Below are 15348 nucleotides of genomic sequence, written 5' to 3'. Positions count from 1 at the left end.
AAGAACCGGGGCCGCCCTTGTCACCAGCACTCATCACAGAACTGGAGACATCCAGCATGACGCAACCCACCGACATCCGGCGAGAGTACGGCGACATGAGCGAGCATCTGCGTACAGCGCTCGACCTCGCCGCCTCTCAGATCCCGGTCCTGCCGCTGCGGGCGGGAAAGATCCCGTTCGGGAACTGCCGCCGCTGCACGGACAACGCCTGCGGCGGGCGGCCCAACATGAAGACCCCGGGACCGTGCACCTGCCCCGGCCCCTGCCACGGCTGGGCCGCCGCGACCACCGACCCGGACGTCATCACCTCCGGCGTCTGGCGGCACGCCTGGATGCGCGCGGGCGCGGTCGCCTACCACCCGGGCGGCGCAGGCCTGACGGTCGTGGACCTCGACAACGCCGACGCGATCACATGGGCACGCGAGCACCTGCCCACCACACAGACCGTGGCCACTACCCGGGGTGAGCACTGGCTCTACCAGGGGCGCATGCAGTCCGCCAACGCGGTCCGCCCCGGTGTGGACATCAAGTCCACCATGGCCTACGCCCGCTATCTCGGGCCCGGCACCGGCACCATGGCCTATCTGCCGGACGCCGTACGCACGCTGGCCGTCAAGGACGCGCCCGCCGCCCGGCCCGCACCGAGCGCCGCCATGGTGCCCGCCCCGACCGGGGGCGAGGCCTGCCGGCACCGCACGCCCGCCTTCCTGGAGCGGGGCATCGCGATGGCGGAACAGCGCATCACCCAGGCCCCCAGCGGTGTGCACGCCACCGTCTACCGCACCTTCCTTGCCGTGCTGTCCACGCACGGCCGCTGCGGCTGCCTCGGCCAGGACCACATCACGCGGCTGTTCGCCGCCGCGCAGGCCAAGGGCGAAACCGCCCGGCACTGCACCGACGCATGGACCAACGCCCGCACCGCATTGGGGCTGTGACATGGCCGAGGACGACAAGAACCCGGCCCGCGAGATCATCACCGACTACGCGCAATCGCACTTCCGGTACTTCCGCACCGCCGACGGCACCGTGTACGCGCAGAAGAACGGCCACCCCGTGGCCCGCCCGATCCGCTCCCAGGGCACCACCGGAAGCCACCGCCAAGAACTCATGGTCGGCCTCTACCGCGACGGACTCGGCGTGTTCAACGGCACCGCCCTCAAGGAGGCGTTGGACTTGATCGAAGCACTCGCTCTCACCGAAGACGTGCAGCCCGTCCACATCCGCGTCGCCCCCGGCTACGACGGCGCGACCTGGCTCGACCTGGGCCGCGATGACGGGCGGTCCGTGCGCATCCACCCCACCGGCTGGGACATCACCATCCCCGACCCACGCGAGGTCTCGTGGCGGCGCACCCAGCTCACCGGCGAACTGCCCCTGCCCGCCAAGGACACAGGCGGCAAGGGCATCGACCTGCTGATGCGGCTGTGCAACTTCGCCACCGCCGAAACCGAATGCCTCGCCATCGCCTGGCTCATCGGCTGCCTCGGACCCGACGTGCCCGTGCCCGCACCCTTCCTCACCGGGCCCCAGGGCGCGGGCAAGTCCACCGCGGGCCGCATGCTCCTGCGGATCGTCGAGGGCATGAGCGGAGACCTGCGCCGGGCCCCCAAGGATGAGGAGAACCTGCTCGCGGCAGTGGCGGCCGGTTGGGTCACCGCCCTGGACAACCTCTCCTACATGACCCCGGACCTCTCCGACGCCATGTGCTGCATCGTCACCGGCGCGGAAAACGTCAAGCGCGCCCTGTTCACCGACGGGGACGTCTTCCGCGTCGGCTACCGCCGCCCCCTGCTCATGACCGGCATCGACGTCGGCGTCATCCGCCCCGACCTCGCCGAACGCCTCCTGCCGCTGCGCCTGGTCCGGCCCCGCGTGCGGCGCACCGAGGCGGAGCTGTGGGCGGAATACGCCCAGGTGCTGCCCGTCGTCCTCGGCTCGCTCCTGGACCTCGCGGTCAAGGTCCGCGCCGCCGAGGCGGAAACGCCGACCGATCTGCGGATGGCGGACTTCGCCCACCTGTGCGCCCAGCTCGACGCCGCCACCGGCCTCGGAGCGCTGCCCGCCTACCGGACGGCTCTGGACGACCTGAACGACGACGTCATCGAGGGCGACCTGTTGGCACAGACCGTCCTCAAGCACGCCGACACCATCGAGCCGGGGGCAGCGCAGCGGATGACGTCCACGGAGTGGCTGCACTGCCTCAGCGGCCTCTACAGCGGCGAGGACTTCCGTCCCCTGCCCAAAGGGTGGCCGACCACCGGAAAAGTCCTCTCCGACCGCCTCAAGCGGCTTCAGCCCACCCTCGCCGCCCGGGGCGTGATCATCGACTCCGGCCGCACCAGCGAAGGCCGTTACCTGGAGGTGACCCGTACAGCGGCGCCGCCGCCGCACGAGCAGAAGCGGGCCTTCTGACCCGCGCGCCGCGCGGCCCGTACCCGGACAAGCAAGAGGAGCACCCGGGGCGATGCGTGCTCCTCTTGCTGTTCGGCGGCTCGCCGCCGCCAGAAGGACGCGCCGCGCAGCGGCCCCTTTCTCACGCTCGAAGCGGCGCCGCCCACCACAGACACCACCCCCTCTTTTTTCCTAAGAGGGAAACGCTGCGTCATCTGCGTCACACGGACGGCAAAACCGCCCCCGGACCTGCGGCGACATCCATGACGCAGACGCCCGCGCCTGCGTCATCCTGCGTCACCTGCGTCACCTGCGTCATGCCATGACGCGGCCCATGACGCGGCAATGACGCACCCCTACACCACTGCGTCACGCGAAACCGCAGGTCAGAAGCCCGAATGACGCTGATGACGCAATGACGCAGAAATCCACACCTCGGACAGACGCGATCCCTGAGAAGCGTCCCAGACCCTCCCCGGTAGGAGGCACCCCGGATGAGCACCGCGATTGCTGCCCCCGTCGACCGACTCCTGTACAAGCCCGAAGAGGCGGCCGAAGCACTCGCCATCGGCCGCTCCACCGTCTACGAGCTGATGGCCGAAGGCGCCCTGAAGTACATCAAGTTGGGCCGCACGCGCCGGATCCGACGCTCCGATCTCGAAAGCTACGTGGCGGGCCTCGCCCCTCTGCCCGCCTGACCCGAGCACGACTTGAGGCACCCCGAGCATCCCGCTCGGGGTGCCTCCCGCATGGAGGAGCCCATGAGCCCCCGCAAGCCCAACAACGAGTCCTCCATCTACTTCGGCGCCGACGGCTGGTGGCACGGCCGCGTCACCATGGGCGTGAAGAACGATGGAAGCCCCGACCGCCGCCACCGCCGCGCCAAGACCGAACCGGAGATCAAGCGCAAGGTCAGGGAGCTGGAACGGCAGCGCAACGAGGGCCGCGCGACCAAGGCCGGTCGGGCGCCGACCGTAGCGAAGTGGATGGAGACCTACCTCACCGATATCGCGAGCCTGAAGCTGAAGCCGCGGTCCCTCGATGACTACTGGTCCAAGACGCGCAACGACATCGTTCCGGGCGTTGGGCAGCACCGCATCGACAAGTTGCAGCCGGAGCATCTGGAACGGATGTACCGGGCCCTGCTCGATGCCGGCCACGCCCCCTCGCACGTCGTGAAGGTGCACCGCATCCTGTCCCGCGCCCTGAAAATCGCCCACCGCCGCCGCCTGATCAGCGAGAACGTGGCCACCCTCGTGGACCCGCCCAGCGTCGACGAGACCGAGGCGAACCCCTTCACTCAGAAGGAGTCCAAGGCCTTCCTCGAAGCCGCCGCCAAGCGGCCCACCTTCATGCGGTGGATCGTCGGCGTCGGCATGGGCTTCCGGCAGGGCGAGACGCTCGGCCTGCGCTGGTCGTACGTCGACCTCGAAGCCGAGCTGTTCCACCCCAAGTGGCAGCTTCAGCGCCTCACCTGGCGGCACGGCTGCGGCGACCCGCACGCCTGCGGAGGCCGCCTCCATCGCTTCGCCCCGTGCCCGCCGAGCTGCACCACGCACAAGGGCTACAAGCGGGGCTGCCCGAAGCCCTGCACCAAGACGTGCACGAAGCACGCGAGCGCCTGCCCTCAGCGCAAAGGGGGCGGGCTCGTCTTCACCCGCCCCAAGACCAAGAAGAGCCAGAACCCCGTACCGATCCCGCCCGTGTTCCTCCCGTTCCTGCACGACCACAAGGCGCGACAAGAGGAGATGCGAGCCGCAGCGGCAGAGCTGTGGGAGGAGCACGACGTCGTGTTCTCGCGGCCGGATGGGCGTCCGCTCGATCCCCGGCAGGACTACGAAGAGTTCAAGGAGCTGCTTGCCGAGGCCGGGATCGACGACCGCCGTCTCTACGACGGGAGCCGCCATACGGCCGGCACAATTCTGAATGAGCTGGGCGTCGACATGCCCACCATCATGGAGATCCTGCGGCACACCCAGATCAGCCAGACGCGGCGCTACGTGAAGGGCCGGTCCCACCTCTCGAAGGACGCGATGCGGCGCATGGGCGAGTTCTTCGTACCCGGCCCGCAGAGCCCAGTTCCGGGCCCTTCCGAAGGCGCCACTGAGACCACAACTGAGACCCCCGACACCCGCGCAGCACGCGCCCGCCGACGTCGCCGCATCCACTGAACGACGAAACCCCAGGTCAGAGCAGCTCTGACCTGGGGTTCCAGCGGAGCCCCCTGTCGGATTCGAACCGACGACCTACGCATTACAAGTGCGTTGCTCTGGCCATCTGAGCTAAGGAGGCGTGCACTGGTGTGCCCGTGCAGTGTAACCAACCCCGGCGGCCCGCCCCTCGAAAATTTCCGCGCCGGCTCGAAGGTCGGGGCGGCTCGACTACTGACAGACCACGGACCTCCGGGGTACGGTCACGAGCAGTTCACTCCTGTGGACTACACCACTCCCTCTACTCGGATCGTCCGGCACGTTCCTGCCGGTGAAGGGGGCCTTCACCATGGCCACTGTTACGTTCGACAAGGCGACCCGCGTCTACCCGGGCTCTGAGAAGCCCGCCGTGGACGGCCTGGAGATCGAGATCGAGGACGGCGAGTTCCTCGTCCTCGTCGGTCCGTCCGGCTGCGGAAAGTCCACCTCCCTGCGCATGCTCGCGGGCCTGGAGGACGTGAACCAGGGCGCGATCCGCATCGGTGACCGCGACGTCACGCACCTGCCGCCGAAGGACCGGGACATCGCCATGGTGTTCCAGAACTACGCGCTCTACCCGCACATGACCGTCGCCGACAACATGGGCTTCGCCCTGAAGATCGCCGGCGTCAACAAGGCCGAGATCCGCCAGAAGGTCGAGGACGCGGCGAAGATCCTGGACCTCACCGAGTACCTGGGCCGCAAGCCCAAGGCGCTCTCCGGCGGTCAGCGCCAGCGTGTGGCGATGGGCCGCGCGATCGTGCGTGAGCCGCAGGTCTTCCTCATGGACGAGCCGCTCTCCAACCTCGACGCCAAGCTCCGCGTGTCCACGCGTACGCAGATCGCGAGCCTTCAGCGCCGCCTCGGCATCACCACCGTGTACGTCACCCACGACCAGGTCGAGGCCATGACCATGGGTGACCGCGTGGCCGTGCTGAAGGACGGGCTCCTCCAGCAGGTCGACTCGCCCCGCAACATGTACGACCGCCCGGTCAACCTCTTCGTCGCCGGCTTCATCGGCTCCCCCGCCATGAACCTCGTCGAGGTCCCGATCACCGACGGCGGCGTGAAGTTCGGCAACTCCGTCGTGCCGATCAGCCGCGAGGCCCTGAGCGCCGCCGCCGACCGCGGCGACCGCACGGTCACCGTCGGCGTCCGCCCGGAGCACTTCGACATCGTCGAGCAGAACGGCGCGGCCGCGAAGTCCCTCTCCAAGGAGACCGCGGACGCCCCGGCGGGCCTCGCCGTCTCGGTCAACGTCGTCGAGGAACTCGGCGCCGACGGCTACGTCTACGGCTCCGCCGAGGTCAACGGCGAGCACAAGGACCTGGTCGTCCGCGTGAACGGCCGCGCGGTCCCCGACAAGGGCGCCCAGCTCCACGTCGTGCCGCGCCCGGGCGAGACCCACGTGTTCTCCACGTCCACCGGCGAGCGCCTCTCCGACTGAGCACCGGCACCGACACCGGCACCGCTTCCGACTCCGGTTCCGCTTCCCGAGGGGCCCCGCACCGACCGTGCGGGGCCCCTCGGCGCATCGCCGCGCCGCGGACAGAACATGAGGGTGTCGACAAATACCCCTACAGACCCGTCATTTCGCCCACTCCGTCAACACCGTGAAAGAAATACCGGCTTCGCCGTCGCTCGACCGAGTGACTAAATGTCGCCAAATCATCACCGAGCGCTACGCTCACTCGCGTGAAGCACTCCGCCAACTACCACCAGAAGCCGCGCCGAGCCCACCGAGGCCCCGCCCGCCGCATCGGCCGCACGCTCTCTCTCGTCCTGCCCGTGATGCTGGTGCTCTCCGGGACCCTCGCGGTCACGAGCGTCAACTGGTCGGGCAACCCGTCGGATTCGATGCTCACCGCGTCCGCCGACGACCTGTCCAAGCCCGCCAAGTCCCGCGCCCCGCAGGACGTCCTGCGCGACCGGCTGCTCCTGGAGCTCCAGGAGAAGAACCCCGGCGTGGCGCTCACGCACCTCCAGCGGGAGATGGACCGCCACCCCTCGCTGGCCCGGCACTGCATGTCCATCGCCCGTGCCCTCGGCCGCGCCGCCGTGCAGGCGTACGGCCCGACGCGCGCCCAGTCGTACGCCAGGCCCGTCTGCGACACCTCGTACGCGACGGGCGTGGCCACGCACCAGAACCGCTGAGCGGGGCCGGCCCCCGCCGGCCCGCCGCTACCGCCGCGTAGGGTTTCCGGCATGACCACGCCGAACCCCACGCAGGCCGTCGTCCTGGCCGGAGGCCAAGGCTCCCGCCTCCGGCCGTACACCGACGACCGGCCCAAGCCGATGGTCGAGATCCCCGGTACGGGGACTCCGATCATCGGCCATCAGCTCGCCTGGCTGGCCGCCGAGGGAGTGACGGACGCCGTCATCTCCTGCGGCCACCTCGCCGAGGTCCTCCAGGAGTGGCTCGACTCCGCCGACCTCCCGCTGAACGTCACCACGGTCGTGGAGAAGGAGCCGCTCGGCCGCGGCGGCGGCCTCAAGTACGCCGCCCGCCACCTCCCGCACGCGGACCGCCCCTGGTACGCGACGAACGGCGACATCTGGACCCGCTTCTCGCTGCGCGACATGGCGGCCTTCCACGCCGAGCGGGACGCCACCGCGACGCTCGCCCTGGCCCGGCCCCGCATCCCGTGGGGCGCCGTCGAGACGGACGCGTTCGGCCACATCACGGACTTCATCGAGGCGCCGCCGTCGCCCTACCTCATCAACGCCGGCGTCTACGTCTTCTCCGCCGCCTTCACCGCGCTCCTGCCGGACCTCGGCGACCACGAGCGCACCACGTTCCCGCGCCTGGCCAGGGAGAAGCGCCTCGCGGGCTTCCCGCTCCCCCAGGGTGCCTACTGGCGCGCCATCGACACGGCCAAGGACCTCACCGAAGCCGCCAAGGAACTGGCCGCCCAGAGCCGCTGAGAATCATTCACAGGACGTACGAGATGGGGGCCCCGCACAGCACCTGTGCGGGGCCCCACTGTCATCGCGTCGCCGGGTCAGCGCCCCAGAACACCACCCAGAAGCCCTGGCTTCCGGCCCTCGGAGCCGCCGCTGCCGCCCGTACCGCCACTACTGGTACCGGCGGAGCTGCCCGTACCGCCGGAGGAGGGTCCCGCGGAGGAGGCCGGGGCCTGCTGCTGCTGTTCCTGCGGCGTCGTCTGCTGCGGCGGCGCCTGCTCCACGGCGGCGGCGCCGCCCTGCGTCTGGCTGGGCGGCCCCGCCGTGCCCGCGGTGCCCGTCTCGCCGGCCGTGCCGGGAGCCGTGGCGCCCTGCGTGGGCCCCGCGGAGTCGCCGCCCTGCGTGGGCGAGCCGGTGGTGGCGGACGGGCTCTGCGCCTGGCGCCGCTGCTTCTTCGCGGGGTCTCCGGGGAGCGGTGAGCCGGGCAGTTCGTTGCGCGGGGCCTCGCCGGGACCCGGCACGGTGACCCGGTCGGCGTCGCGCACCGCGCTGCCGAGGAGCGAGCCGATCAGCAGGGTCAGGCCGACCGCGAACCCGCCGACCAGCGCGCCGCGCCGCAGCACGCGCCGCCGCAGGGACCAGATGTCGACGCGCGGCCCGAGCGTGCGCCAGGCCTCGCCCGCGAGGCGGCCGTCCACGGAGTAGACGGGGGCGCCCGCGATGATCAGCGGCGACCAGGCGGCGAGGTAGATGATGTCCGGCGCGTCGTAGGCGGGGACGGTCTTCCAGCTCACGGTGACCAGGAGCGCGGCGGAGAGCAGCACGCCGAACCCGGCCGCGACCCGCTGCCAGAGTCCGAGGACCGTCAGGACGCCGACGATGACCTGGAGGAAGGCGACGCTGAGCCCGGCGCCCACCGGGTGCTGGAGCGCGAAGTCGCGCAGCGGCTCGGCCAGGGCCCACGGGTGCAGGGAGTTGAGCCACTTGACCATGGAGCCGCGGTCGCCGCCGTCGAAGTAGACGGGGTCGCAGAGCTTGCCGATGCCCGCGTAGACGGAGATGAAGCCGAGGAAGACGCGGAGCGGCAGGAGGACGACCCCGAGGTTCATCCGGCGCCCGGGGTAGTAGGCGTGGCGGACCGGGTCGGCACCGTGCCGCCGCCTGCGCTCCTCGCCCTCCGCCCCGTCGTCGTACGCGATCTCGTACGCGTCGTCGTACGCGTCGTCGTACGCGTTCTCGTGTGCGTCGTGCGCGTTCTCGTGTGGGCCGAGCCGCTCGTTCTCTGCGGTCCGCTCGTCGTAGTCGCTGCTGGGCATCCGCATCTGCGGCAGCAGGTGGGTCTCGTGGCCGCGGCCGCCGGTGAGGCCGGGCGTCGTGACGGTCTCCGGGCCCTCGTCGTAGCCGACGCGGGGGATGACCTGGGTGGCGCCCGCGTCGTCGAAGGGCCCTGTGTCTTCGGCCGAACGGCGCACGCTTCTGCCGCGCACGGCTTGCAGGAGTCTGATCGCGCCGGTGTCGTCCGGCTCGGACCTGCCGCTCCAGACGACGGGCGTGCGGCGCTTGGCGGCCGTGTCCGCTGCGGAGAGGCGCACCGTCGGGCCGGCCGCGCCCAAGTGCCGTGAGATACGCGGGGATTGAGTGCGCCCAGCGGCGGGGAGCTGCACGCGGAAGCTCGCGTGATTGACGATGACCTGCGCCGGGTCGCTCGGCACCTTCACCATGCTCAGCGCGGGAGCTTCGTCGAAGCCTGACGAGCTTCCCCCCGTGGGAGTGCGGGGTGTTCTGGTGTCCACACTCATCTAACCGAGTGATGTGTGTTTAGGACACTGCCTTGACCACGGAGAAATGTCCGGACCGCGTCAAAAGATCAACGCGGCCCGGACATGACGGCTCAGCTATGGCGGTGTGAGGCCTCAGGCCCTGCGCCGCGCGGCCTCGTAGAGCACGATGCCCGCCGCGACGCCCGCGTTCAGCGACTCGGTGCCGCCGGGCATCGGGATGCGGACCCGGTAGTCGCACGTCTCGCCGACGAGGCGGGAGAGGCCCTTGCCCTCGCTGCCGACGACGATGACGACGGGACCGCCGAGCGCCGTGAGGTCGCCGACCTTGTGCTCGCCGTCCGCCGCGAGGCCGACGACGGCGATGCCCGCCTTCTTGTACGCCTCCAGGGCGCGCGTCAGGTTCGTGGCGCGGGCGACCGGCGTGCGCGCGGCCGCGCCCGCCGACGTCTTCCAGGCACCGGCCGTCATACCGGCCGCGCGCCGCTCGGGCACGAGGACCCCGTGCCCGCCGAAGGCGGCGACGGAGCGGACGACCGCGCCGAGGTTGCGCGGGTCCGTCACGCCGTCGAGCGCGACGATCAGCGGGTCCTCACGGCCGTCGTACGCGGCGGCGGCGAGGTCCTCGGGGTGCGCGTACTCGTACGGCGGGACCTGGAGGACGAGCCCCTGGTGGTTGAGGCCGTTCGTCATGCGGTCGAGCTCGGGCCGCGGCGCCTCCATGAGGTGGATGCCGCCGCGCTCGGCCGCGAGCTGGAGCGCCTCGCGCACCCGCTCGTCGTTGTCGATGAACTGCTGGACGTAGAGCGTGGTGGCGGGCACGCCGTCGCGCAGCGCCTCGAAGACCGCGTTGCGGCCGACGACCATCTCGGAGGTGCCCTTGCCGCCACGCCCCTTCGGCGCGGAACGGCGGCCCACGGCCTTCTTGGCCTTGACGGTGGCGATGCGGTTCTTCACATGCCCCTTGCGCGCCTCGGCGGGCGGCGTCGGACCCTTGCCCTCAAGGCCGCGGCGCCGATTGCCGCCGCTGCCGACCTGTGCGCCCTTCTTGCCGGACATGCGGCGGTTGTTAGCGGCCATGACCTACCTGTCTGTCGTAATGCGTGTGCGCGTACGTCCGTACGCGCGAGGGTGTACGTCTATGAAGTGTGCCGCCCTGAACGCCGGGCGGCACATCAGCGGGTCCTAGCGCGGCCCGAGCGTCCAGCGCGGACCGGCCGGGCTGTCCTCGATGACGAGGCCCGACTGGCCCAGTTGGTCGCGGATGGCGTCGGCGGTGGCCCAGTCCTTGCGGGCCCGCGCCGCCTCCCGCTGGTCGAGGACCATGCGTACGAGGGTGTCGACCACGCCGTGCAGATCCTCGCCGCGCCGGCTCTCGCCGACGGCCCACTGCGGGTCGAGCGGGTCGAGGCCGAGGACGCCGAGCATGGCCCGCACCTCGGCGAGCCGCGCCACGGCGGCTTCCTTGTCGTCGGCGGCCAGGGCGCTGTTGCCCTGGCGGACCGTGGTGTGGACGATGGCGAGCGCCTGCGGGACGCCCATGTCGTCGTCCATGGCGTCGGCGAAGGCGGGCGGCACCTGGTCGGCGGGCTCGACGACCCCGCCGGCCTTCTCCACCACGCGCTGCACGAAGCCCTCGATGCGGGCGAACGCGGACTCGGCCTCGCGCAGGGCCTCTTCGCTGTACTCGATCATCGAGCGGTAGTGCGGGGTGCCCAGGTAGTAGCGGAGCACGATGGGGCGCCACTGCTTGACCATCTCGCTCACGAGCACCGAGTTCCCGAGGGACTTCGACATCTTCTCGCCGCTCATGGTGACCCAGCCGTTGTGCACCCAGTACCGCGCGAAGGTGTCGCCGAAGGCCTTGGCCTGGGCGATCTCGTTCTCGTGGTGGGGGAAGATCAGGTCGATCCCGCCGCCGTGGATGTCGAACTCGGTGCCCAGGTACTTGTGGGCCATCGCCGAGCACTCCAGGTGCCAGCCGGGGCGGCCACGGCCGAAGGGCGTCTCCCAGGCGGGCTCGCCCGGCTTGACGGCCTTCCACATGGCGAAGTCGCGCGGGTCGCGCTTGCCCGCGACGCCCTCGTCGGGCTGGCGCAGGTCGTCGATGTCCTGGTTGGAGAGCTCCAGGTACTGCGGCCAGGAGCGCACGTCGAAGTAGACGCTGCCGTCCGCCTCATAGGCGTGTCCGCGCTCGATGAGGCCGCGCATCATCTCGACCATCTCGGTCACGTGCCCGGTGGCGCGCGGCTCGTAGGTGGGCGGCAGGCAGCCGAGCACGTCGTAACCGCTGTTGAAGGCGCGCTCGTTCTCGTACCCGATCGACCACCAGGGGCGGCCCTGCTCGGCCGACTTCTTGATGATCTTGTCGTCGATGTCGGTCACGTTGCGCACGAACGTCACGTCGTAGCCGCGGTAGGCGAACCAGCGGCGCATGATGTCGAAGTTCAGGCCCGACCTGATGTGCCCGATGTGCGGGGCCGCCTGCACCGTGGCACCACAGAGGTAGATCGAGACGCAGCCGTCGTTGAGAGGGCTGAAGTCACGGATCTGCCGGGCGCTGGTGTCGTACAGGCGAATCGTCACCACTCCAGGGTAGTGGGCGCGGGGCAGTGCCCCACGCCCCCTTCCCCCACCGGGGACGAACTGTGACGTCAGGACGGTGTGCGGGCGACCAGAGCCGTGGCGACCGCGGCCAGTCCGTCGCCGCGGCCCGGGAAGCCGAGGCCGTCGGTGGTGGCGCCGGAGACCGACACCGGTGCGCCCGCGGCCTCGGAGAGCACCTTCTGCGCCTCGTCGCGTCGTTTGCCGATCTTGGGCCGGTCGCCGATGACCTGCACCGCCACATTGCCGATGGTGAAACCGGCGTCGCGGACGATACGGGCGGCCTCGGCCAGCAGGGTGAGCCCCGAGGCGCCGGACCACTCGGGGCGTCCGGTGCCGAAGTGGGCCCCGAGGTCGCCGAGGCCCGCGGCCGAGAACAGCGCGTTGCACGCGGCGTGGGCGACGACGTCGGCGTCGGAGTGCCCGGCGAGCCCGGGGCCCTCGCCCTCCCACTTCAGGCCGGCGCACCAGAGGTCGCGGCCCTCCTCGAAGGCGTGGATGTCGGTGCCGATGCCGACCTGCGGCAGCAGGACCCGCGGCGACTCAGAAGCCATCGTTGGCCCTCCTGCGGGCGAGCACGGCCTCGGCGAGGACCAGGTCGAGGGGGCGCGTCACCTTGAAGGCCTCCTCGTGGCCCGGTACGACGACGACGGGCAGGCCGAGCCGCTCGACCATGCCGGCGTCGTCCGTGACGTCCGCGGTGACGGTGTCGTGGGCGCGCCGGAGCGTGGCGTGGTCGAAGCCCTGCGGGGTCTGCACCGCGCGCAGCGTGGCCCGGTCGGGCGTGGCCACGACGGGCTCGGGGCCGCCGGGCTCCCCGGCGGCACCGACCTGCTTGACGGTGTCGGTGAGCGGCAGCGCGGGCACCACGGCGAGGGCTCCGTCGCGTACGGCCTCGATGACGCCGTCGACCGTGTCGACGGGCACCAGGGGGCGGGCCGCGTCGTGCACGAGCACGATGTCGATGCCGGGCGGCAGGGCGTCGAGCCCCGCCCGGACGGACTCCTTGCGGGAGTCGCCGCCGGGCACGACGACGAAGTCCGTGCGGTCGGGCAGCGCGTGGTCGTCGAGGAGGTTCTTGACCTCCTGGGCGCCGTCCGGCGGTGCCACCACGACGACGAGGGAGACGGCGCGGGACTCCGCCATGGCGCGGACCGCGTGGATGAGCATCGGGGTGCCGTTCAGCGCGCGGAGTGCTTTGGGCGCGCCGGGGCCGAGGCGCACGCCCCGGCCTGCCGCGGGAATGACCACCGCGGTGCGGGATTCGCTAGACATCGGTTCCGTTCAGGTTTGTGTGCTCGGCCGACGTGGGTATGGCCTGGGCGTGCCCCCGCTCGAGCAAGGAGAGCCGGGGGAGTGCCGGGCCGACACCCTTGACCGGACCCTTCCGTGACATCCGGTCGAGCCGACCGCCCGAGCCCGGCACGCCACACCGGGTACGGACATGCCGCAGCGCCCGGCGACTCCTCATAGGGTCAGCGGGCACCGCGGCATGGTTGCGCGTGCACGGCCAGGGCACTGCCTCAGGCCTTGCGCGTCAGGACGCGAGGACCTCGTCGAGCAGGGCCTCGGCCTTGTCCTCGTTCGTGTTCTCCGCGAGGGCGAGCTCGCTCACCAGGATCTGGCGCGCCTTGGCGAGCATGCGCTTCTCACCTGCGGACAGTCCGCGCTCCCGCTCCCGGCGCCACAGGTCACGCACGACTTCCGCGACCTTGATGACATCGCCGGACGCGAGCTTCTCGAGATTTGCCTTGTAACGACGCGACCAGTTCGTGGGCTCTTCGGCGTACGGCGCTCGCAGTACTTCGAAGACCCGGTCCAGCCCGTCCTGACCGACCACATCACGCACGCCGACGAACTCCGCATTGTCCGCTGGCACACGTACCGTCAGATCGCCCTGGGCGACCTTCAGCACCAAGTAGGTCTTGTCCACGCCTTTGATCTGGCGAGTTTCGATAGCCTCGATCAGCGCGGCCCCGTGATGGGGATAGACCACGGTGTCGCCAACCTTGAACGTCATGTGACAGGTACCCCTTCCGTGGCTATCCATCCTAACACGAGAACTGCCTCTTCTGAATGGCGTTTTCGCAGGTCAGGGCATATCTCGGGGCTTGACAACAGCAACAGGAACGTGCTGCGGACGACTCCCGGAAGGGGGTATTCGCAGGTCGGAGCGGCTCTCCGGGACGGGAGAAACGTGGGCGTTACGCACCTCCGGAGGGCGCCCGCAGCGGCCGAACGTCCCGGTTTGCGCGGTTCCTCGTGTTGAACTTTCGCTACTCCGTTCGGCGGGCGAAGAGGCGTGCCGGACTCCGCGCCGCGCGATTGCAGAATTGATCAAGCCGCCCGAAGATCAATTCTCCGTACGTTCACGCATTCCTCGCGGGAAATCCGCAGGCCCGGCCGCCGGAGCACTTGACGGCACTTATGTGAATGGTGGGCCCGGGGTCATTGGGACGGGCGGTTCGGACGAGGCACGTGGAGGCTCGTGGCCCGTAGGGGCGGGTCGGGTGCGGCGGCGCGGGGGCGGCTCGGTAACCTGAGCGCGCTGACACACCCTTAGGGCGGCTTTACGGCCGCCCGATCCGCCCGTACCTCTCGCCCAAGGAGTTGCCGCCGCCGTGAGCCGCAGCCTTCGACGCGGCGCCATCGCCGCCACCGCCATCGCGTTCTCGCTCGCCTCGCTCGCCGCGTGCGGCGCGGGCAACGACGCTCAGACGCTGGAGGTCAGGCCGGACAACGCCGCGACCTCCGTCGGCGACATCAAGATCCAGAACGCCATGGTCATCACGCAGCCCGACCTGAAGTCCAAGGGCCCCGCCGTGGTCTCCGCGACGGTCTTCAACGACGGGTCCAAGGACCAGACCCTTGAGTCGATCACGGTCGACGGCACCGACAAGAAGGCCAAGATCACACCCGCCAAGGACGACAAGAAGTCCAAGGCGAACGGCTCGCTGACCATCCCCGCCGGCGGCTCCGTCGTCATCGGCGGCAAGGACAACCCCACCGCGGTGCTGCCCAGCAGCCGCGGCGCCGTCAAGGACGGCAACGCCCAGCGGATCACGTTCTCCTTCAGCACGACGGGCGACGTGCGGCTCCAGGCGTTCGTCGTCCCCGCCGAGAGCTACTTCAGCGAGTGGGGCCCGACCGAGGTCCCGAAGGCGCCGGAGAACAAGCCGTCCGCCCCCGCCGACGCCTCCGACAAGCCGTCCGCCGGCGAGAGCGACCAGCCGGTGGGCGAGAACGCCGGCCAGGAGGAGGGCCACGCCGAGGGCGAGGCCGGCACCGACCCGTCCGCTCCGGCCGACGGCGGCCAGGCCTCCGACGAAGCGGGTACCGGTACGGGTACGGGCACCCAGCACTGATCCACGTACGCGTACGTGTGCGCGCCCCGGCGCGCAGGCAGCACGCGGAAGGGCGGGACCCCGGTCGGGTCCCGCCCTTCTTGCCGTCGTCGGCCGCTCGGACGGCGGCCTGTCGGC

The 15348-nt window shown here is 70.7% G+C and carries 14 protein-coding genes and 1 tRNA gene; 8 read left to right on the top strand and 7 right to left on the bottom strand.

Features of this window, described 5'->3' with window-relative positions:
- Positions 1 to 56 precede the first annotated feature (56 nt).
- The 4 genes from ACRAKF_RS21690 to ACRAKF_RS21675 all read left to right on the top strand — a co-directional run bounded on the left by ACRAKF_RS21690 (position 57) and on the right by ACRAKF_RS21675 (position 4562).
- Complete coding sequence (locus ACRAKF_RS21690) at positions 57 to 935, top strand: bifunctional DNA primase/polymerase (RefSeq protein ID WP_447038922.1); 879 nt, start codon at positions 57 to 59, stop codon at positions 933 to 935.
- Between the two features lies 1 nt (position 936).
- Entirely contained in the window at positions 937 to 2412 is a 1476-nt protein-coding gene (locus tag ACRAKF_RS21685; RefSeq protein WP_447038921.1) for an ATP-binding protein, read from the top strand.
- A 473-nt stretch (positions 2413 to 2885) separates the two neighbouring features.
- Positions 2886 to 3089 (top strand): helix-turn-helix domain-containing protein, encoded by a 204-nt coding sequence (locus tag ACRAKF_RS21680; RefSeq protein WP_211826390.1) that lies wholly within the window; start codon positions 2886 to 2888, stop codon positions 3087 to 3089.
- A 63-nt stretch (positions 3090 to 3152) separates the two neighbouring features.
- Positions 3153 to 4562 (top strand): tyrosine-type recombinase/integrase, encoded by a 1410-nt coding sequence (locus ACRAKF_RS21675; RefSeq protein ID WP_447038920.1) that lies wholly within the window; start codon positions 3153 to 3155, stop codon positions 4560 to 4562.
- Between the two features lie 47 nt (positions 4563 to 4609).
- On the opposite strand, the gene ACRAKF_RS21670 is transcribed toward ACRAKF_RS21675, so the two are convergent.
- Positions 4610 to 4683 (bottom strand) — tRNA-Thr (locus tag ACRAKF_RS21670).
- Between the two features lie 207 nt (positions 4684 to 4890).
- Between ACRAKF_RS21670 and ACRAKF_RS21665 the strand changes: the two genes are divergently transcribed.
- The 3 genes from ACRAKF_RS21665 (at position 4891) to ACRAKF_RS21655 (ending at position 7505) form a co-directional block, all read left to right on the top strand.
- The gene (locus tag ACRAKF_RS21665) at positions 4891 to 6027 is read left to right on the top strand and encodes an ABC transporter ATP-binding protein (protein WP_447038919.1); all 1137 of its coding nucleotides are present in this window, start codon (positions 4891 to 4893) and stop codon (positions 6025 to 6027) included.
- Between the two features lie 248 nt (positions 6028 to 6275).
- Entirely contained in the window at positions 6276 to 6734 is a 459-nt protein-coding gene (locus tag ACRAKF_RS21660; RefSeq protein WP_447038917.1) for a hypothetical protein, read from the top strand.
- Positions 6735 to 6785: 51 nt separating this feature from the next.
- Positions 6786 to 7505, top strand: a complete 720-nt coding sequence (locus tag ACRAKF_RS21655; RefSeq protein ID WP_447038915.1) for a nucleotidyltransferase family protein — start codon at positions 6786 to 6788, stop codon at positions 7503 to 7505.
- Positions 7506 to 7582: 77 nt separating this feature from the next.
- On the opposite strand, the gene ACRAKF_RS21650 is transcribed toward ACRAKF_RS21655, so the two are convergent.
- From ACRAKF_RS21650 to ACRAKF_RS21625, 6 genes are all read right to left on the bottom strand, one after another.
- Positions 7583 to 9283: a DoxX family protein gene (locus ACRAKF_RS21650; protein ID WP_447038913.1), complete on the bottom strand. Its 1701-nt coding sequence runs from the start codon at positions 9281 to 9283 to the stop codon at positions 7583 to 7585.
- A gap of 114 nt (positions 9284 to 9397) precedes the next feature.
- Positions 9398 to 10342 (bottom strand): 23S rRNA (guanosine(2251)-2'-O)-methyltransferase RlmB, encoded by a 945-nt coding sequence (gene rlmB, locus ACRAKF_RS21645; RefSeq protein ID WP_447038912.1) that lies wholly within the window; start codon positions 10340 to 10342, stop codon positions 9398 to 9400.
- A gap of 105 nt (positions 10343 to 10447) precedes the next feature.
- A complete protein-coding gene (cysS, locus tag ACRAKF_RS21640; RefSeq protein WP_447038910.1) occupies positions 10448 to 11848 on the bottom strand; it encodes a cysteine--tRNA ligase in 1401 nt (466 codons plus the stop codon).
- 68 nt (positions 11849 to 11916) lie between these two features.
- On the bottom strand, positions 11917 to 12420 hold the full coding sequence (ispF, locus tag ACRAKF_RS21635) for a 2-C-methyl-D-erythritol 2,4-cyclodiphosphate synthase (RefSeq protein WP_447038908.1): 504 nt from the start codon (positions 12418 to 12420) through the stop codon (positions 11917 to 11919).
- Positions 12410 to 13141, bottom strand: coding sequence for a 2-C-methyl-D-erythritol 4-phosphate cytidylyltransferase (gene ispD / locus ACRAKF_RS21630; protein ID WP_447038907.1), 732 nt, complete (start codon positions 13139 to 13141; stop codon positions 12410 to 12412). Before ispD ends, ispF begins: the two co-directional genes overlap by 11 nt.
- Positions 13142 to 13403: 262 nt before the next feature.
- Positions 13404 to 13886 carry a CarD family transcriptional regulator gene (locus ACRAKF_RS21625; RefSeq protein WP_003953493.1) on the bottom strand — a complete coding sequence of 161 codons (483 nt, stop codon included), beginning with the start codon at positions 13884 to 13886 and terminating at the stop codon, positions 13404 to 13406.
- Positions 13887 to 14487: 601 nt separating this feature from the next.
- Between ACRAKF_RS21625 and ACRAKF_RS21620 the strand changes: the two genes are divergently transcribed.
- The gene (locus ACRAKF_RS21620) at positions 14488 to 15231 is read left to right on the top strand and encodes a DUF461 domain-containing protein (RefSeq protein ID WP_447038906.1); all 744 of its coding nucleotides are present in this window, start codon (positions 14488 to 14490) and stop codon (positions 15229 to 15231) included.
- Positions 15232 to 15348 lie beyond the last annotated feature (117 nt).

The sequence above is a fragment of the Streptomyces sp. DSM 118878 genome, from assembly GCF_052936595.1.
The sequence above is the reverse complement of the archived record's forward strand: the minus strand, read 5'-3'. Positions and strand labels throughout refer to the sequence as shown.